Source organism: Agrobacterium sp. LY4 (genome assembly GCF_001526585.1).
GTDB classification, from domain to species: domain Bacteria; phylum Pseudomonadota; class Alphaproteobacteria; order Rhizobiales; family Rhizobiaceae; genus Agrobacterium; species Agrobacterium leguminum.
Genome location: NZ_ASYA01000010.1, coordinates 46,531 through 64,914, shown reverse-complemented (window position 1 = coordinate 64,914; position 18,384 = coordinate 46,531). Strand labels below are relative to the sequence as shown.

The 18,384-nt window shown below is 60.7% G+C and carries 17 protein-coding genes; 10 read left to right on the top strand and 7 right to left on the bottom strand.

What is annotated here, in order from left to right; genetic code table 11:
- Window positions 1-158: 158 nt before the first annotated feature.
- From iolC to L904_RS09890, 5 genes are all read left to right on the top strand, one after another.
- On the top strand, window positions 159-2,075 hold the full coding sequence (iolC, locus tag L904_RS09910) for a 5-dehydro-2-deoxygluconokinase (RefSeq protein WP_020809639.1): 1,917 nt from the start codon (window positions 159-161) through the stop codon (window positions 2,073-2,075).
- The gene (gene iolD / locus L904_RS09905; RefSeq protein ID WP_035263259.1) at window positions 2,072-3,898 is read left to right on the top strand and encodes a 3D-(3,5/4)-trihydroxycyclohexane-1,2-dione acylhydrolase (decyclizing); all 1,827 of its coding nucleotides are present in this window, start codon (window positions 2,072-2,074) and stop codon (window positions 3,896-3,898) included. Before iolC ends, iolD begins: the two co-directional genes overlap by 4 nt.
- 1 nt (window position 3,899) lies before the next feature.
- Window positions 3,900-4,808, top strand: coding sequence for a myo-inosose-2 dehydratase (gene iolE / locus L904_RS09900; RefSeq protein ID WP_020809637.1), 909 nt, complete (start codon window positions 3,900-3,902; stop codon window positions 4,806-4,808).
- A 236-nt stretch (window positions 4,809-5,044) separates the two neighbouring features.
- Complete coding sequence (iolB, locus tag L904_RS09895; protein WP_020809636.1) at window positions 5,045-5,857, top strand: 5-deoxy-glucuronate isomerase; 813 nt, start codon at window positions 5,045-5,047, stop codon at window positions 5,855-5,857.
- Between the two features lie 237 nt (window positions 5,858-6,094).
- Complete coding sequence (locus tag L904_RS09890) at window positions 6,095-7,222, top strand: Gfo/Idh/MocA family protein (protein ID WP_020809635.1); 1,128 nt, start codon at window positions 6,095-6,097, stop codon at window positions 7,220-7,222.
- 161 nt (window positions 7,223-7,383) lie between these two features.
- On the opposite strand, the gene L904_RS09885 is transcribed toward L904_RS09890, so the two are convergent.
- From L904_RS09885 to L904_RS09875, 3 genes are all read right to left on the bottom strand, one after another.
- Complete coding sequence (locus tag L904_RS09885) at window positions 7,384-8,346, bottom strand: 2-hydroxyacid dehydrogenase (RefSeq protein ID WP_035263257.1); 963 nt, start codon at window positions 8,344-8,346, stop codon at window positions 7,384-7,386.
- 339 nt (window positions 8,347-8,685) lie between these two features.
- Window positions 8,686-9,708, bottom strand: a complete 1,023-nt coding sequence (locus L904_RS09880) for a LacI family DNA-binding transcriptional regulator (protein WP_003505469.1) — start codon at window positions 9,706-9,708, stop codon at window positions 8,686-8,688.
- Window positions 9,709-9,842: 134 nt separating this feature from the next.
- Window positions 9,843-10,352 carry a MarR family winged helix-turn-helix transcriptional regulator gene (locus L904_RS09875; RefSeq protein WP_035263256.1) on the bottom strand — a complete coding sequence of 170 codons (510 nt, stop codon included), beginning with the start codon at window positions 10,350-10,352 and terminating at the stop codon, window positions 9,843-9,845.
- A gap of 79 nt (window positions 10,353-10,431) precedes the next feature.
- Between L904_RS09875 and L904_RS09870 the strand changes: the two genes are divergently transcribed.
- The 3 genes from L904_RS09870 (at window position 10,432) to L904_RS09860 (ending at window position 13,733) form a co-directional block, all read left to right on the top strand.
- Window positions 10,432-11,232 carry a creatininase family protein gene (locus L904_RS09870; RefSeq protein WP_035263253.1) on the top strand — a complete coding sequence of 267 codons (801 nt, stop codon included), beginning with the start codon at window positions 10,432-10,434 and terminating at the stop codon, window positions 11,230-11,232.
- Window positions 11,233-11,345: 113 nt separating this feature from the next.
- The gene (locus L904_RS09865) at window positions 11,346-12,461 is read left to right on the top strand and encodes a GTP-binding protein (protein WP_035263252.1); all 1,116 of its coding nucleotides are present in this window, start codon (window positions 11,346-11,348) and stop codon (window positions 12,459-12,461) included.
- A gap of 279 nt (window positions 12,462-12,740) precedes the next feature.
- Complete coding sequence (locus tag L904_RS09860; protein WP_004433450.1) at window positions 12,741-13,733, top strand: WD40 repeat domain-containing protein; 993 nt, start codon at window positions 12,741-12,743, stop codon at window positions 13,731-13,733.
- A gap of 241 nt (window positions 13,734-13,974) precedes the next feature.
- Here L904_RS09860 and L904_RS09855 read toward each other — a convergent pair whose 3' ends face one another.
- Window positions 13,975-15,156 carry an MFS transporter gene (locus tag L904_RS09855; RefSeq protein WP_035259627.1) on the bottom strand — a complete coding sequence of 394 codons (1,182 nt, stop codon included), beginning with the start codon at window positions 15,154-15,156 and terminating at the stop codon, window positions 13,975-13,977.
- 33 nt (window positions 15,157-15,189) lie between these two features.
- Here L904_RS09855 and L904_RS27715 point away from each other — a divergent pair, with 33 nt between their 5' ends.
- On the top strand, window positions 15,190-15,357 hold the full coding sequence (locus tag L904_RS27715; protein WP_156428577.1) for a hypothetical protein: 168 nt from the start codon (window positions 15,190-15,192) through the stop codon (window positions 15,355-15,357).
- Between the two features lie 3 nt (window positions 15,358-15,360).
- Here the strand turns inward: L904_RS27715 and L904_RS09850 are convergent, their stop codons facing one another.
- The 3 genes from L904_RS09850 to L904_RS09845 form a co-directional block, all read right to left on the bottom strand.
- The gene (locus L904_RS09850) at window positions 15,361-16,008 is read right to left on the bottom strand and encodes an outer membrane protein (protein ID WP_059758498.1); all 648 of its coding nucleotides are present in this window, start codon (window positions 16,006-16,008) and stop codon (window positions 15,361-15,363) included.
- 81 nt (window positions 16,009-16,089) lie between these two features.
- Window positions 16,090-16,434: a hypothetical protein gene (locus tag L904_RS27710; protein WP_155272866.1), complete on the bottom strand. Its 345-nt coding sequence runs from the start codon at window positions 16,432-16,434 to the stop codon at window positions 16,090-16,092.
- 120 nt (window positions 16,435-16,554) lie between these two features.
- Window positions 16,555-16,842 (bottom strand): hypothetical protein, encoded by a 288-nt coding sequence (locus L904_RS09845; protein ID WP_004433441.1) that lies wholly within the window; start codon window positions 16,840-16,842, stop codon window positions 16,555-16,557.
- 270 nt (window positions 16,843-17,112) lie between these two features.
- On the opposite strand from L904_RS09845, the gene L904_RS09840 reads away from it, so the two are divergent.
- A complete protein-coding gene (locus tag L904_RS09840; RefSeq protein ID WP_020812155.1) occupies window positions 17,113-18,291 on the top strand; it encodes a hypothetical protein in 1,179 nt (392 codons plus the stop codon).
- Window positions 18,292-18,384: the final 93 nt, after the last annotated feature.

The following is an 18,384-nucleotide window of genomic DNA, read 5'->3' as shown; positions in this document are numbered from 1 at the left end:
AACGGGCATTCCATAATCGTCCGTCTCGTGACGAACGAAAATGAGCGGAGGAGGCTCATCGGAGCGGGATGGCGAAAGATGCGGGCGATCGTCGCCTGAATGCTGCTCCAGACATGTGAGGCAGACCGTACCGAGGTGCGGTGCTAAGGAGGAACCTTTTGAAAAAACTTGATCTCATCACGATCGGGCGCTCGTCTGTCGATCTGTACGGCTCGCAGGTCGGCGGCCGTCTGGAGGACATGGCCTCCTTTGCCAAATATATCGGCGGCTCTCCCACCAATATCGCAGCCGGCGCTGCCCGCCTCGGGCTCAACAGCGCCGTCATCACCCGCGTTGGTGATGAGCATATGGGCCGCTTCATCCGCGAACAGCTGGTGCGCGAAGGCGTCGACGTGCGCGGCGTAAAGACCGATCCGGAGCGGCTGACGGCGCTGGTGCTGCTCGGCATTCGCGACCAGAACCAGTTCCCGCTGATCTTCTATCGCGAAAACTGCGCCGACATGGCGCTCAGCGAAGACGATATCGATCCCGCCTTCATTGCCGAAGCCGGCTGCGTCTGCGCCACCGGCACGCATCTGTCGCATCCGAAGACGGAAGCGGCCGTGCTGAAGGCGCTGAAACTCGCCCGCGAAAATGGCGCGAAGACCGCGCTCGATATCGATTACCGCCCCAATCTCTGGGGTGTGGCCGGCCATGGCGATGGCGAGAGCCGTTTCGTCGAATCACAGAAGGTCACCGCCAAGCTGCAATCCACCCTGCATCTCTTCGACCTCATCGTCGGCACGGAAGAGGAATTCCACATTGCCGGCGGCTCCACCGATACGCTGACGGCGCTGAACGCCGTGCGCAAGGTCTCGAATGCGACGCTGGTGTGCAAGCGCGGGCCGATGGGTGCTTCGGTTTTCGCCGGTGAAATTCCTTCCAGTCTCGATGATGGCGAAACTGGCGAGGGTTTCCCGATCGAGGTCTTCAATGTTCTCGGTGCGGGCGATGGCTTCATGGCCGGGCTGTTCCGTGGCTGGCTGCGCGGCGAAGACTGGCCGACAACGCTGAAATACGCCAATGCCTGCGGCGCTTTCGCCGTTTCCCGCCATGGCTGCACGCCCGCCTATCCGAGCTGGGAAGAACTGCAATATTTCTTCAAGGCCGGGATTCGCAACAGGGCGCTGCGCAAGGACGAGGCGCTGGAACAGGTGCACTGGTCGACCAACCGCAAGGGCGACTGGGACACGATGCGCGTCTTCGCCTTCGACCACCGCATGCAGCTGGAAGCCATCGCCGACGAGCTTGGCGTGAAGCACGAGCAGATCGGCGCTTTCAAGAAACTCTGCCTTCAGGCCGCGCAGCAGGTTGCCGGCGACAGGCCGGGTTACGGTATTCTCTGCGACGGCCGCCTCGGCCGTGACGCCCTGTTTGCCGCCAGCGGCTCGGGCCTGTGGATCGGCCGCCCGGTGGAATGGCCGGGTTCGCGCCCGCTGACGCTGGAACCCGATCTCGGCAAGGATTTTGGCGGGCTTTCGGAATGGCCGCTTGAAAATGTCGTCAAGGTTCTGTGTTTCTATCATCCCGACGATACGGATGAGATGCGCGCCACGCAGGAAGAGACGGTCATGCGCCTGTTCCAGGCGACACGCCGCAACCGGCTGGAAATGCTGCTGGAGGTCATTCCCTCCAAGGTCGGCCCGACCGACGATTTGACCGCCGCCCGCATCATCGAGCGCTTTTACGAGATCGGGGTCTATCCCGACTGGTGGAAGCTGGAGCCGATGAAGACCCGTGCTGCGTGGAAAAACGCCTGCGACGCGGTGCATCGCAACGATCCTTACGTGCGGGGCATCGTCGTTCTCGGTCTCGACGCACCGCAAAGCGAACTGGAGGAGAGCTTCCGCCTTGCCGCCGGTTTCGATCTGGTCAAAGGTTTCGCCGTCGGCCGCACGATTTTCGCGGATGCCGCCCGCAGCTGGCTCGGTGGCAAGATGACCGATGAGGAAGCGGTAAAGGATATGGCGCAGCGCTATACCAGCCTGTGCCGCATATGGGATGAGGCGCGCGCCAAAAAGGGAGAGGCAGCGTGAAGACAATCAGATTGACGGCTGCGCAGGCCATGGTTCGTTACCTGGCAGCGCAGATGAATGAACACGGCGAAACCTATATCGCCGGCATGTGGGCCATTTTCGGCCATGGCAATGTCGCCGGCATCGGCGAGGCGCTTTATGGCATCCGCGACGAACTGCCGACCTATCGCGGCCAGAACGAGCAATCCATGGCCCATGCGGCCATTGCCTATTCGAAGCAGCTGCGCCGCAGACGCGCCATGGCGGTCACCTCCTCCATCGGCCCGGGTGCCGCCAATATGGTAACGGCGGCTGCCCTTGCGCATGTCAACCGCCTGCCCGTGCTGTTGATCCCCGGCGACGTCTTCGCCAATCGCGGCCCGGACCCGGTGCTGCAGCAGCTGGAAGATTTCGGCGACGGCACGATGACGGTGAATGACTGCTTCCGCCCTGTCAGCCGTTATTTCGACCGCATCATGCGGCCGGAACAGTTGCTGACAGCGCTTCCCCGCGCCATGCGCACCATGACGGACCCGGCCGATTGCGGCCCGGTCACGCTCGCCTTCTGCCAGGATGTGCAGGCGGAAGCCTATGATTACCCCGAGAGTTTCTTCGAAAAGCGTGTCTGGCGTCAGCGCCGTCCCGAGCCCGACGTGGTGGAATTCGATGAAGCCGTCGCTACGCTCAAGGCGGCGAAGAACCCGATTATCGTCGCCGGCGGCGGCGTGCATTTTGCCGGCGCGACCGAAACGCTGAAGCGCTTTGCCGAAACCCACTCCATTCCCGTCGTCGAAACGCAGGCCGGCAAATCGGCATTGGCCTGGGATCACGATCTCAATTTCGGTCCCGTCGGCGTCACCGGTGCGGAAAGCGCCAATATCATCAGCGAAAAGGCCGATCTCGTTTTCGGCGTCGGCACCCGTTTTCAGGATTTCACCACCGGCTCCTGGGCGCTGTTCAAGAACCCGAACCGCAAAATCCTGGCGCTTAACGTTCAGCCCTATGACAGCGCCAAGCACGATGCGATCAGCCTGACGGCGGATGCGAAGATCGGACTAGAGAAATTGTCGGCCGCCCTCGGCAGCCACCGTTTTGCAGCGCCGGATGCCGGTCTCAAGGCGGCATGGTTTAAAAAGGCCGATGCCGATACGGCGGCGCCGGGCGAGGACAATGCCAACAGCCTGCCCACCGACATGCAGGTCATCGGCGCGGTGCAGCGCCAGTCGCGTGACAATACCGTCGTCATGTGCGCCGCAGGCACCATGCCGGGCGAGCTTCACCAGCTGTGGAAATCCAAGCTGCCGCTCTCCTATCACATGGAATACGGCTTCTCCTGCATGGGTTATGAAGTGGCCGGCGGCCTCGGCATCAAGATGGCGGAACCGGACCGGGACGTGATCGTCATGGTCGGCGACGGCTCCTACATGATGATGAATTCCGAGCTTGCGACATCGGTTGCCATGGGCGTCAAAATCACGCTCGTCATCACCGACAACAGAGGTTACGGCTGCATCAACCGCCTGCAGATGGAAACCGGCGGCGCGGAGTTCAACAATCTCTACGCCCACACCAACGTCAACCCGATCGCCATCGATTTCGTGGCCCATGCCGGCTCGATGGGGGCGGATGCACGCAAGGTTTCCACCATTACCGAGCTGGAAGAGGCGCTTGCCGCGGCCCGCGCCTCCAGCCGCACCACCGTCATCGTCATCGATACCGACCCTTACCCGACGCCGCAGGCCGGCGGTCACTGGTGGGATGTCGCGGTGCCTGAAGTTTCCGACCGCGCCGAAATCGGCCCGGCCCGCGTCCGTTATGAAAACCATGTCAAGGAAAGACAGTAAGATGATCCGTTACGGAACCAACCCGATTGCCTGGTCCAACGACGACGACCGCACGCTGGGCGCGCATATCAGCCTCGAACAATGCCTCGATGAAACCGCCAGGATCGGTTTCGACGGCATCGAGAAGGGCCACAAATTCCCGACGGAGCCGGAAGGCCTGAAGGGCGCGCTTTCGCCGCGCGGCCTCTCCTTCGTCTCCGGCTGGCATTCGCTGAACCTTCTGACCGACGACATCGAATCCGAAAAGAAGGCGATGCAGCCGGCGCTTGACCTGCTGAAAGCCATGGGCTCGAAGGTCATCATCGTCTGCGAGACCTCCAATGCCATCCATGGCGATGACAACAAGGCGCTGGTCGACCGGCCGCGCCTTGCGGCCGGGGACTGGGCGAAATTCGGCGCGGGCGTCGAGGCGCTGGCCGCCTTTGCCGCCGAACAGGGTATCACCCTCGTTTATCACCACCACATGGGAACGGTAGTCGAGAGCGAAGAGGAAATCGATCTCCTGATGAAGCATACCGGCCCGAAGACGCATCTGCTGCTCGATACCGGCCATTGCCTGTTCGGCGGCGGCGATCCCGTGCGCGTCGCGCAGAAATACATGGGTCGTGTCGGCCATATCCATGCCAAGAACGTGCGCCCTGCCATTGCCGATCAGGTTCGGGGTGAGCGGCTCTCCTTCCTCGAAGGCGTGCGCCGCGGCGTGTTCACCGTTCCCGGCGACAGCGAAGGCGGCGTGAACTTCCCGCCGGTGCTGAAGGTGGCGGCCGAGCATGGTTACAGCGGCTGGCTGGTGATCGAGGCGGAACAGGACCCTGACGTCCGCAACCCGTTCGAATATCAGAGCCTCGGGCTGAAATCGCTGAAGGCTTTTGCGCGCGAAGCGGGGCTGGACAAGGCTCAGGCTGCTTGAGCTGAGCGGAGGGCATTCGTCCATACGTCCTAGAATCGTATGTTCCGGTGCAACCCCTCCTCCCTCATTCCTGTGCTTGTCACAGGAATCCAGCCGACGCGCGTCGGCGCGGCGGAAAGACTCCTCTCAGCCCAAGGACTTGGGCTGGCTGGATCCCTGTGACGAGCACAGGGATGAGGGAAACGCGGGAATAGCCGCCCGATAAATTGAACGACTGACCAAAAAGGAACACCACCATGACCTCACTTCTGCGCAAGCCGGTCGCGACCAGCGGCAAGGTGCACGATATCACGCCCCAAAGCGCGGATTGGGGTTATGTCGGTTTCGGCCTTTACCGCCTGAAGCCGGGCGAGACGGCGGCGGAAAACACCGGCGATACGGAAGTCATCCTCGTGCTGGTCGAAGGCAAGGCGACGATTTCCGCAGGCGGTAAGGACTTCGGTGAACTCGGCGACCGCATGAATGTGTTCGAGCGCAAGCCGCCGCATTGCGTCTACGTCCCCGCCGGCTCCGAATGGTCGCTGAGCGCCACGACCGACTGCACCGTCGGCGTCTGCACCGCACCCGGCGAAAAAAGCGGCCGCGAGGCGCAGCAGATCGGGCCCAATGGCGTGCAGCTGACGGAGCGTGGCAAGGGCGCCAATACGCGTTACATCTTCCCCATCGCCATGGAAGAACGCGACGTGGCCGACAGCCTGCTGGTAACGGAAGTCTTCACGCCGTCGGGCAACTGGTCCTCCTATCCGCCGCACCGGCATGATGAGGATAACTATCCCGACATGACCTATCTGGAGGAGACCTATTATCATCGCCTCAACCCGGCGCAGGGTTTCGGTTTCCAGCGTGTCTTCACCGAGGACGGTTCGCTGGATGAGACCATGGCGGTGTCGGACGGCGATGTCGTGCTGGTGCCCAAGGGCCACCACCCCTGCGGCGCTCCCTATGGTTATGAGATGTATTATCTGAACGTGATGGCGGGGCCGATGCGCAAATGGCGCTTCAAGAACCACCCGGATCACGACTGGATTTTCAAACGGGATAATCCGTAAGGCATTTCAGGCAAACACCGCCGCCTCCTCATCCCTGTGCTTGTCACAGGGATCCAGCCAGCCCAAATCCTTGGGCTGAAAGGAGTCTTTCCGTCGCGCGAGAGCCGCGTCGGCTGGATTCCTGTGACAAGCACAGGAATGAGGGGTCTGCGGAGGTACGTCTCGACTCTGCGTTGGAGCTGAACCAACGCATCCAAACAATTGAATTAATTTAAAAACTCTCGGGAGGAGAATACCATGGCCGCTCTTGGCGTGGGCCTTATCGGCACCGGTTACATGGGCAAATGCCACGCGCTGGCGTGGAACAATGTCACCAGCGTCTTCGGCGATGTGGACCGCCCCCGCCTCGTGACGCTCGCGGAAGTCAATCCCGAGCTTGCCGCGAAGAAAGCCGCCGAATTCGGCTTTGCCCGCTCGACAGGCAACTGGCGCGACCTGCTGTCCGACCCCGAGATCGACGTCATCTCGGTCACCACACCAAATGCCTTCCACCCGGAAATGGCGATTGCCGCCCTTGAAGCCGGCAAACATGTCTGGTGTGAAAAGCCAATGGCGCCTGCCTTTGCAGATGCCGTGAAGATGCGCGATGCGGCCCGCCGTTCCGGCAAGGCCGCGGCGATGGGCTACAACTACATCCAGAACCCTGTCATCCGCCATATCCGCCGCCTGATCGACGAAGGCGCCATCGGCAGGGTCTATCATGTCCGCGCCGAAATGGACGAGGACTTCATGGCGGATGCTACCCAGCCCTTCTACTGGAAGAGCGAAGCTTCCTCCGGTTACGGCGCGCTGGATGATTTTGCCGTGCACCCGCTGTCGCTGCTCTTCGCCCTTTTCGGTCATGCCGAAAGCGCCATCACCGACATGGTGAAGCCTTACGAGACCCGCCCGCTTGCCGGCGGCGGCGACCGTGCCGTCGAAACACATGACCTCGCCAGCGTGCTGCTGAAGCTCGAAGGCGGCATTTCCGCCGTGCTCATCGCCAACCGCTCCGCCTGGGGCCGCAAGGGCCGCATCGCCATCCAGATTTACGGCTCCACCGGCTCGATCCTGTTCGATCAGGAGCGGATGAACGAGTTCCAGCTTTACACCACGGACGGACGCCCGGAGGAGCAGGGTTTCAGAACAGTCCTCACCGCGCCGCATCACAAGCCCTATGATCGCTTCATCCCCGCCCCCGGCCACGGCCTCGGCTTCAACGATCTGAAGGTGATCGAATGCCGGGAGCTTATCGCGGCAATCGAGGGGAAAAAGGCGCATATCATCGATTTCGAGGAAGGGCTGAAGATCGAGCGCAGCATCCACGCCATGGCCCGGTCGTTTGCCGAAGGGCGATGGGTGGGAAGCGCGGAGATTGCGGAATAGAACGTCCACAAAGGGCGAAAACGTCTCCTCCGTCATGCCGGACTTGATCCGGCATCCAGCCACGGCGCGTCTGCGCCGTGGAAGAGTCTTTTATGATCAAAGACTTGATCATGCTGGACCCCGGATCAAGTCCGGGGTGACGGTGCGTGGAGGTTCCGGCCTCACCCCTTGACCGGCGTTTCCGGCACCGGCGTCAGCACCTTGCCGTCCCTGAACCAGCCGAGAATATTGTCAGCCACCAGATCGGCCATGGCGTTGCGCGTCGGAACCGAGGCGGAGGCGACATGCGGCAGCAGCGAGACATTCGGCAGCGACAGGAAGGCTTCCGGCACCTTCGGCTCGGCATAGAACACATCGAGACCGGCAGCACCCACAGCACCGCTCTTAAGCGCCTGCAAAAGCGCATCCTCATCGACGCTGGAACCGCGCCCGACATTGATGAACACGCCCTCAGGCCCAAGCGCCGTCAGAATTTCAGTATTGATCGCCTTATGTGTTTCCGGCGTGCCGGGCACGATGCAGATCAGGATATCGACGGCTTCCGCCATCTCCTTCAGCGAGCCGTAATAGGTGTAAGTGAGGCCATCGCGCTTGCTGCGGGTGTGATAACCAATCTCCACCTTGAAGGGCTCCAGCCGCTTGGCGATTTCCTGGCCGATGCGGCCCATGCCAAAGAGACCCACCTTGCGGCCGCGCAGCGAAAACGGCGACAGCGCGAACGGACCTTCGCCAACCCATTTGCCATCGCGCAACCAGGTCTCGGCCTGATAGAGCCGGCGCACGGTGTTGATCAAAAGCGCAATCGTCGTATCGGCCACCTCGTCGTTCAGCACGTCAGGCGTATTGGTCACCACGATGTTGCGCGTGGCGGCATGTCTGGCGTCGACGCCGTCATAACCCACGCCGAAATTGGCAATGATCTCGAGCTTCGGCAGCGCATCGATCCATTTGGCGTTGACGACGCCGGAAACGGCGATGGCATTGACGCGCTCGGCTGCACCCTCAGGCAGAACCGGCTCGGCACCGGCAGGCACTGCCACGATCTCGACCTTGCCTTCGAGGCGTTCGAGAACGCGCGGGTTTATCTTGCCGGGAACGAGAACGACGGCCTTTTTGTCAGACATGAGCGGATATTCCTCCTGATAACATTCCGATAGCCGGAGCAGGTTTCAGGCGAACCTTTCGCCATCCCACTCCTCTGGGCGGCGATCTTTTCAAACAACGGCGGCCGTGAAAAGGGCAATAAGGGGATGCTATGGGGGCAGACGGAAGTTTCATGCCGATTTTTTTAAGCGCCCTCACCGTCATGCCGGACTTGATCCGGCATCCAGCCAGCCCAAGTCCTTGGGCTGAGAAGGTCTTTTTCACCGCGTGGACACGCGGTGGCCGGATTCCGGCTCAAGGCCGGAATGACGGAAAGGTGCAATGCACAGAACGCGCGCCATTTCCCATCGTCTGAAGCCTCACACCCGCGGCCGCACCGGCCCGGTCGATTGCCGGATGCGCATTTCCGGCTTGATGAGGTGAATGCCGTCAGGCTCGTGGCTGCCCGCCAGCCTGTCCAGCAGCGCACGGGCCGCCAAGCGCCCCACCTCGGCCTGACCGTTGGACACGGTGGTCAGCGCTGGTGTGGCAATCGCCGCCTCTTCCAGATCGTCGTAGCCGGTTACCGAAATATCGACGCCCGGCACGAGACCAGCACGGGAAATGCCGTTCATGAGACCGATGGCGACGAGATCGTTCCAGCAGACGGCGGCGGTCGGCTTCTGCGGCAGGGAGAGGAAATGCACGGCCGCCTCGAAACCGCCCTGTTTGGAGCGCGGGCCGGGAATGCGCAGGTTCGGATCGACCTCGATGCCGGCCTTGCGCAGCGCATTGACGTAACCCTGATAACGGTCGCGTCCGGTCGAGGTCTGGTCCGTGCCGCCAACCATGGCGATGGTGCGGTGGCCGAGGCTGATCAGGTGGTTGGTGGCAAGCGAAATGCCGTAGCTGTCGTCGCCGCGATAGGTCGGCATGTCGACGCCATCCATCGAACGGGCCACCAGAATGGCGGGCATGCCGTTTTCCTCGGCCAGCGTCATATCCTCGATCGGCGTGCCGATGGCCGGCGACATGATGATGCCGTCCGAGCCGAGCTGCAGCAGCGTTTCGATGAAGGTGCGCTGTTTTTCCACCGAATCGTAATGGTTGGAAAGAATGAAGGTCTGGCGGCTGCGGTCCAGCTCGCTTTCGATGGCTTTCAGAATTTCCCCGTAAAACGGGTTCATCACATCGTGGAACACCACGCCGACGATGCCGGAACGCGAGGTGCGCAGGCTGGCGGCGCGGCGGTTATAGATATAACCCAGCGCCCGCGCCTGTTCCTTGATCTTGTCCCGCGTATCGGCAGCGACCAGCGGGCTGTCGCGCAATGCAAGAGAAATGGTGGCGGTCGAAAGACCGAGGCTTTCGGCAATCGTGGACAGTTTGACCTTTTGGGCCACGGCATTCCTCCCCAAACGCGTGTCAGTGACGGATGGCTCCGTTTAAATTGCAATTAAACAATTTAAACAAAATCCGCAACCCGTTTAAGGAATACCCACAAAACAGATGGTTCTTTTAAAAATTTCAGCAAAAATTATTGAAGATTGGCGTCTATCGCCTTCAAGAGTTTAACGATGTTGCGCACATCCTTGGCCGAAAGCCCCTCGACGGCTCTTGCGCCGCAATTGGCGATGGAAACATTGATGTGTTCGACGCTTTTCAAACCCGCTTCCGTCAGCTTCACCAGCGTCACACGGCCATCCTCGTCGTCGCCGCTGCGTTCCACGAAGCCCTGGGCTTCCATGCGGCCGATGGTGCGCGTCATGGTCGGCGCCTTGACACCGAGTTTCTGGGCGATCTGCCCCGGCGTGAGACTGCCTTCCTGCGCCAGCGCCAGAATAACGCCGTCTTGGCCCGCATAAAGCCCGCTTTCGGCAAGGCTGTGGCTCAGCGCCGTGCGCATGGAACGGGCCGCCTGGGTGATGGATTGCGCCAGTTCCTCGGGGTTGAAATTCTCATCCCGTTTTTTGGCGTCCTTTACCTTCTTGCCGCCCTTTTCCTTCTTGGCGCTTTTGTCCTTATGCCCGGTTTTGTCCTTGCTCATATGCGAGTGCCTTTTACCCTGTGGCGGAACCGATATATGTTGCTGGAAATCCTTAACGAATGCACGCGCGGACTGCCATATGCCAAACTCATACACGCATTATCACGACGAAAACGTAACAGACCCGCATCTTCGCGCAACAGCTGCAATTTCCGTGCTGCCGCTCGGCGCGCATGAACAGCATGGGCCACACCTGCCATTCGAGACCGATACGCTGATTGCCGAAGGCATCGCCGCCCGTCTCGCCGCCGCCCTGGCCGCTCACCTGCCCGTCTCCTTCCTGCCGGTGGAACCGGTCGGCTATTCCATCGAGCACATGAATGTGCCGGGCACGAAAACGCTGCGTTACGATGAGGCCATCGAGCGCTGGCTTGGCATCGCCGAGGCGGAATATAAAAAGGGCGTGCGCAAATTCGTGATGCTGAACGCCCATGGCGGCAATTCACCGCTGATGACCGTCGTCGCCACCGAGGCCCGCGCCCGTTTCGGCATGCTGGCGGTCGCCACAAGCTGGACCCGTTTCGGCGTACCGGCGGATATTGTAAAGCCCGAGGACAAGGCAATCGACATCCATGGTGGCGATATCGAAACATCGGTCATGCTGGCGCTTCACCCCGAACGCGTGGCGATGCAGAAGGCCGAAAACTTCCCCTCCCGCCAGAGCGATTTCGCCAGCCGCTTCAAACACCTGCGCGCCTATGGCCCGCATGCCTTCGGCTGGCTGATGAGCGATCTGAACCCTGACGGCGTTGCCGGAAACGCCGCCGCCGCGACAGCGGAAAAGGGCGAAAGGCTGATTTCCCACGCCGTAAAAGGCCTTGTCGAACTGCTTGAAGATATCCACGCTTTTGACATAACGTTATTTCATAACAAAATTTGAGCGACATGGCCGAATTCGGCCAAAATCTCTTTGAACTGCCCGGACGTCGCGCCTATATGGACGACGACACATCTTCCTGAGGCTTGATAGCCTCTCTCCACGCGGGGTTTTCCATGACCGAAACAGCTATAGCCAAGCCCATTCCAGTCACCGTCCTGACGGGATATCTCGGCGCCGGCAAAACGACGCTTCTCAACCGCATTCTCTCCGAGAACCACGGCAAGAAATACGCTGTCATCGTCAATGAATTCGGCGAGATCGGCATCGACAACGATCTGATCGTCGAGTCCGATGAAGAAATCTACGAAATGAACAATGGCTGCGTGTGCTGCACGGTGCGCGGCGACCTCATCCGCGTCGTGGAAGGCCTGATGCGCCGCCCCGGCCGTTTTGACGGCATCATTGTCGAGACGACAGGTCTTGCCGACCCGGTTCCCGTCGCCCAGACCTTCTTCATGGATGACGACGTGCGCGCCAAGACCGAGCTTGACGCCGTCGTTGCCCTCGTTGACGCCAAGCACCTGCCGCTGCGCCTGAAGGACAGCCGCGAGGCCGAAGACCAGATCGCCTTTGCCGATGTCGTCGTCGTCAACAAGACCGATCTCGTTTCGCCGGAGGAAGTTGCCCGCATCGAGGATATCGTGCGCGCCATCAATCCTTCCGCCCGCATCTACAAGACGACGCGTTCAGGCGTCGATCTCGCCCGGGTTCTCGACCAGGGCGCCTTCAATCTGGAACGCGCGCTCGAAAACGATCCCCATTTCCTCGAGCATGGCCATGAGGATCATGTCTGCGGCCCTGATTGCGACCACAATCACGATCACGGCCACCATCATCACGACCATGACCACGATCACGGGCATCATCACCACGATCATGACCATGGCCACGATCATCACCACCATGGCGCGGTTTCGCCGATCCACGACGTGACGGTGCAGTCGGTCTCGCTGCGCGGCGGCGAGATGAACCCCGAGCGGTTCTTCCCGTGGATCCAGAAGGTCACCCAGACCGACGGCCCGAACATCCTGCGCCTCAAGGGCATCATCGCCTTCAAGGGCGATGCGGAACGTTACGTGGTGCAGGGCGTGCACATGATCATCGAGGGCGACCACCAGCGCCCGTGGAAGGAAGACGAAAAACGCGAAAGCCGCCTCGTCTTCATCGGCCGCGAACTGGACCGCGAGAAGCTGGAAAAGAGCTTCAACGCCTGCCTCGCGACGGCCTGATCGCTCTCCCTCTTTCACCCCGGCCCTGAGCCGGGGTGTCACGTTTCCTTCCCTCATCTCTGTGCTTGTCACAGAGATCCAGCCAGCCCAAGTCCTTGGGCTGAAGGAACTTTTCTCGCCGCGCAGACGCGCGTCGGCTGGATTCCTGTGACAAGCACAGGAATGAGGTTGAAGGGATGTAAAGCGGTTCCGCTTTTGCCGGAAATGCTCTAGAACCATGCCAGCGAGCGGGAGCAACGCCCCCGCCAATCCGACACAGATACGAAAGACCGATGCCCCATGCCGACTGTTGCCCCGCTTGATATCGAAGGCCACGTGGTCTCGACCCATTTTCTCGGCGACATTCCCCTGTTTGCCACCGCCGCCGGCACCATTCACCGGCTGGATGGCGGCGAGAAGGTGACTGAGGCACATGACGGGCTTCTGACCTGCGTGCGCGATCCCTATAGCGCCACCCTGCTTTCCGGCGGCGAGGACGGCCGCGTGCTGCGCATCGGCCATGACGGCAGCATCGGCGAAATCGCCAATGTGCCGCGCAAATGGGTGGGCGTCGTTGCCGGCGGACCGCAGAAGGCTGTCGCTTATGGCGTCGGCAAATCCAGCTTCGTCCGGCTGTCGGACGGCACGGTCAAGGAATTCAAGGAAGAGCGCACGGTGGAGGCCATCGCCTTCGCGCCTAAGGGCCTGCGCATTGCGGTGGCCCGTTATAACGGTGTGACATTGCACTGGGTGGCGACCGCCGGTGATCCCGTCGATCTGGAATGGAAGGGTGCGCATACCGGTGTCACCTTCTCGCCCGATGGCAAGTTCCTCGTCACCACCATGCAGGAAAATGCCCTGCACGGCTGGAAGATGGAAGCCACCAAGGGCGGCATGGAAGCCCGCCACATGCGCATGACGGGTTATCCCGCCAAGGTCAAATCCGTCTCCTGGTCGGCAAAGGGCAAATGGCTCGCCTCTTCCGGCGCCCCGGCCGCCATCGTCTGGCCGTTTGCCGGCAAGGACGGCCCGATGGGCAAGGCCCCGGAAGAACTCGGCAGCCGCGCCAACATCATGGTCACCAATGTCGCCTTCCACCCGGTGGAAGATGTGCTCGCCATCGGCTTCATCGACGGCATGATCCTCGGCGTGCGCCTTGCCGACGGCAAGGAAGCCCTGCTGCGCCGCCCCGGCAAGGGCGCCATCACCGGCATGGACTGGAGCGCCACCGGCAAATTGCTCGCCTTTGCTTCGGAAGCGGGGGATTGCGGGATTATCGATATTTCGGCTTGAGGGATGGTCGCGGGCGTAACAGGCCGCCCCCGCACTCCCCTCATTCCTGTTCCCCGGAACCAGCCCGAGGATGTCACAGGAATCCAGCCGACGCGCGTCTGCGCGGCGAAGGGAGTCTTTTCAGCCCAAGGACTTGGGCTGACTGGATTCCTGTGACATCCTCGGGCTGGTTCCGGGGAACAGGAATGAGGGTTCGAGCTGCAAGGGCAAATGAAACTCTCCGCACTTCCGCCGGAACGCCCTACTCCCCCACCTGCCGCCGCGTCAGAAACAGGAGCAGCAAGGCCGCGCCCGCACCAACCGAAGCGAGCCGGATCGAGACGCCGAAACTCGCATATTGCGATACGAACCCCATCAGCGGCACCGCAAAAAGCGCGGCGAGAAAGATGGAGTTCATGTAGAGCGCCGTCGCACGGGCCGTGCGGCCGTGCGCAAAGCCCTGCACGAAGGTAAGGCAAGTGCCGGCGCAAAGGCCGTAATAGGCGCCTTCCAGCGCCGCGCCCGCGATCATGGCCGGCAATGTGGTGACCGAGGCGATGACATTGAAAGCGACGATGGCCATCACCGCCGAGACGCCCAGCAGCAGGCGGGCGCTGAAGCGGCGCATCATCCGCGGCGCAAGCAGGATGAACAGAACCTCCATGGCGCATTTGACGCTGAGCGACAGGCCCGGCACGTAATCCGGCAGGCCGACCTCCCGCACCAGAAACACCGGCAGGGCCGAGGCGCAGAGAGCATGGGCGAAAGACATGCAGAAACTGGCGGCCGCCGCCAGAAGCAGCGGCAGGTTGCGCCCTGTATCGTCGTCACCCGCCTGTCGCCGCTCCATCGGGCTGGTCTGGTCGCGCGGCACGACCGCAAGGGCAAGCCCGCCCCAGATGACCGCCATCAGCATGGCATTCATGAACACGGCCTTCGCGCCGGCAAGATCGAAGATCAGATAGGCGGCGGCGGGAAGCAGCATCCATGCCAGCGACACCATCGTCCGCAGGAAGGCATTATAGGCGGCCGTATCCAGCGCCTTCACCCGGCCATGATACCGGCCGTAACTGAAAATGAGCGTGCTGGCGGCATTGGAAAGCCCCATGCCGATCGCCGTTATCGCCACCAGCAACGCCAGATGCCCGAAACTCGCCGCAGCCGCCGCGACAAAAGCGCCGCACACGGAAAGCATCAACAGCGGCCTCACCCGCACCCCGGCATCGACACGCTCGCCATAAACACGGCTGGCGACAATCGAAGCCAGCGCCGCCGTCACGCTGTAAAAACCGACGGTCGCCGGCGGATGGCCAAGCACCTGGATGATGTAAAAACCGATAAACGGCACGACGGCCGCATTGGTGCTGCCGGCAATAAAAACCAGCAGGGCGATCAAATAGGCCTGACGATCGAAAGCGCCCGGCAAAGTGCTTTTCTGTAGCATGGGAATCGACTGAAGGCTGGGAGGCGGGACGGGATGACGGCGACCACCATCACACCAAAACGGCCTGCTGTTCAAGCCTGCCTGAAAAGCAATGCGCGTTTTCATCTTCGGCGGAACGTTCGCTGGATCGATGCCAGGATCGCCGCATCGAGCGCGTGGGGCGTCGCAAGGTTGCGCCGCCCCCTGTCGAAAACGGAATAACTGTCAGAACTTCACGCCGAGGCCAACCTTGACGACGTGTTCGCTGACATCGCCGGTCGAGGTGATCGGACCGGTACGGTAGGTTGCCTTGCCGAAGTCGTTGTAACGATATTCGACGCGTCCAAACAGGTTGTTGGTGAAGGCATAATCGATACCCGCACCGACCGTCCAGCCGTGCAGAACCTTGCTGTCCTCACCGAACGGCGCTTTGACTTCGCTATCCGTCGCGGTGTAGCCGGCGGCGGTATAGATCAGCGCACGGTCGACGGCGTAGCCGGCGCGCAGGCGTGCAGAACCATTCAGGCCTGCGGAAACCTCGCTGGTGACAATGGTCTTGTCGCCCCAGGCGTAACCGAGATCGCCCTCGACGCCGAGAATGACGGAAGGGGCAACTTCGAAATTATAGCCCGCGAAACCGGAAAAACGGCCGCCGTCAAATTCATGCTTCGTGGTGACGCCAAAAGTCGTCGACTTAACCCGGTTCCAGCCGTAACCCGCAGACGCACCGACATAAACACCATCCCAGGAAAAGGCAGGCGCAACGTCGTTGACGACCGGCGCGGACGGAATGTCGCTGACGGCATCGGCGGCAGCCGCCACACCGGAGAAAACACCGAGCAGGCCGAGCGCGAGAAGTGATTGTTTCAACATGCGATAGCTCCTTGAAAATAACATCCCGTCACCTGCGGGCTGCGAGTATTTCGCGACCAGAAGCGCAGTGTCGTGACGGGGTTAACGCACCCGTAGATTGAAGAACATCGTGGTTAAAATCGCGTAAATAGCGCAGATAAAATAGCCGTCATGAAACGTATTTCGATTAATATCTGCAATATTTACCAAATATAAATTAGAATTAACGCGGATATTCACAAGTCGGCCGCCGCAACGTAAAAACGGCTCCAACCGCATCACAAAGACCACCACGAGTAGTGGCCATCCCGCACTTCTGTGCGCGTCGTTCACATCGGCGACGCGGACAAAAAAAAGAGGGCCGCGAGGCCCTCTTCCAGTCATGCGATGCGCCGTTTGTTCTTGCCGGAAACGCCATGCGTCAAACACACGCAACTCGAGGGTCATTGCCGGCTTATGCGCTGCGCGCATCGTCTGCGTCGAAAATCCCTGATGATTTTCGAGCTGTTGCGTTGGAGCGGGATGGAGAAAAGCCCGATGGTTTCGCCATCCCGTTCCACGTTTCGGTTAGTGGCGGCGCTTTTTGCCGCCGTCATTCTTGTTGTCGATTACATCGACGGACGTCTTGTTGCCGTTCAGCACACCGTTCAGGATGCCGGTCTTGTTGCCGTTCAGAATCCCGTTATTGGACAGGATGCCGCTGACACCGAGATCGATGCTCGGCGAGACGACGACAAGGGCGCCGCCCTTGTTGCTGTTGCCGGACAGGATGCCTCCCAGAAGACCGCCCGCATTGGCCTGACCAACGGAAGCGACAGTAAGAATAGCGGCTACACAAGCGAACTTTGCAATCATTTCTCTCTCCTCTTTTGTTTGATCACGCCATCTGGCGTAACTGAACTGTATATTTAGAGGATTCTAATTCAAGCAAAGGCTAATATTACAATAAACGATTAACACTAATACTTGTCATTTTAATCAAATTTTACATATCGCGACTTCGCGCTCCCGCCCCTTGCTCAAACAATGTCGGTCAGCACCTGTGCCGCAACAGTAAAGCGGCGCGGGAAACTTTATTAACCATCCAAATATAAGATATTGCTTAATTAGGGACCGGAGATGCGCATGCGGGTGGGGGGATATATCGCGCTTGTTCTCGGGCTTGCCTGCGCCTGCGGCGCGCGGGCGGGGGAAAAGGCCGATGAGCACAATGTCACCTATAAATCCGGCATTGCTTATGACAGCAATTATTTCGCCGATACCAACCGGCTGAGCGCGATTTCGCTGCGCGCCGGCTTCGGGCTCAATGGCAAGATCGCGCTGGAGGGGGCGGAGTTGCGTTATTCGCTCGAGCAGGAAGAGGTTCGCCTGCCCCGTTATCGTTTCGCCAATGAACATAACACCATCGCGGCCCTGGGGCTGACGAAACGATTTTCCGAAAAGCTGGAATGGGCCCTTGAGCTGCGCGGCACCCGCAGCGATGCCGGCGATATCTTCCTGCACCTGCCGGAGGAAGACATTGGTTACCGGCAGCTGGATCACAAGCTGGAGGCGTCTTCCCAGCTCGGCATCCTCGCCCTTGGCGGCAAGAACACGCTGACGGCAAGCCTCGCCAGCCTGATGAAAGGCAAGGCGCGGTTCCGCCCGGCCTATTTCCTGCCCACCCGACTGGAAGCGAACGAGGCGCTTTTATCGCTGAAGGCCGAACATGCACGATCGCTCGGCGGCGGCGAGGCCGGGCTGACGCTTGCTTACGACCGTATCGCCGTGCCTGAGGGGCAGCAGGAAAAATATGAACGTTTCCCGGCCAACACGCTGCGAGGTTCTCTGGCCTATGGTTACAGGTTCTCCGACCGTTTCGCGGTTCTGGCCGAAGCGGGCTTCACCTCCATTTCCGGCGATGAAATCAGCGACAAGGTAAAACGCACCCGCCCCTACCTGCGGGCTGAGGCCGAGGTGAAAGCCACCGAGCGCATCGCCTTCGGCGCGGGCTTTTCGCAGGACTATGCGCTTTTCGACCCGGATGACCCGATTGCCGAATTCCATCGCCGCTTTCAATTCGTCATCAAAAGCAGGCTCACCGAAAAGGTGGGGCTCGATCTTGCGCTGCACCGGGTCCACAAGGACTGGATCTATTATAATTACGATACCAGCGAGCGCCGGCTGGTCGCGACGCTTTCCTTCGATACCGGCAAGAACAGCAAGCTGGAGGTGGAGTTCAACCGCCTGCTGCATGGCGAGCGCGATACCGATCTTGCCTATAGCGGCTCCAGCATCACCTCGTGTTTCAGCGGCACCTTCTGAAATTTAACGTCAGCCCGCGCGAAGGATCAGCCGCATCAGGTCGAAATTCGGTCCCAATTTCTGCTAGAGTCGGGCCTTCCAGATTCGAAGGCA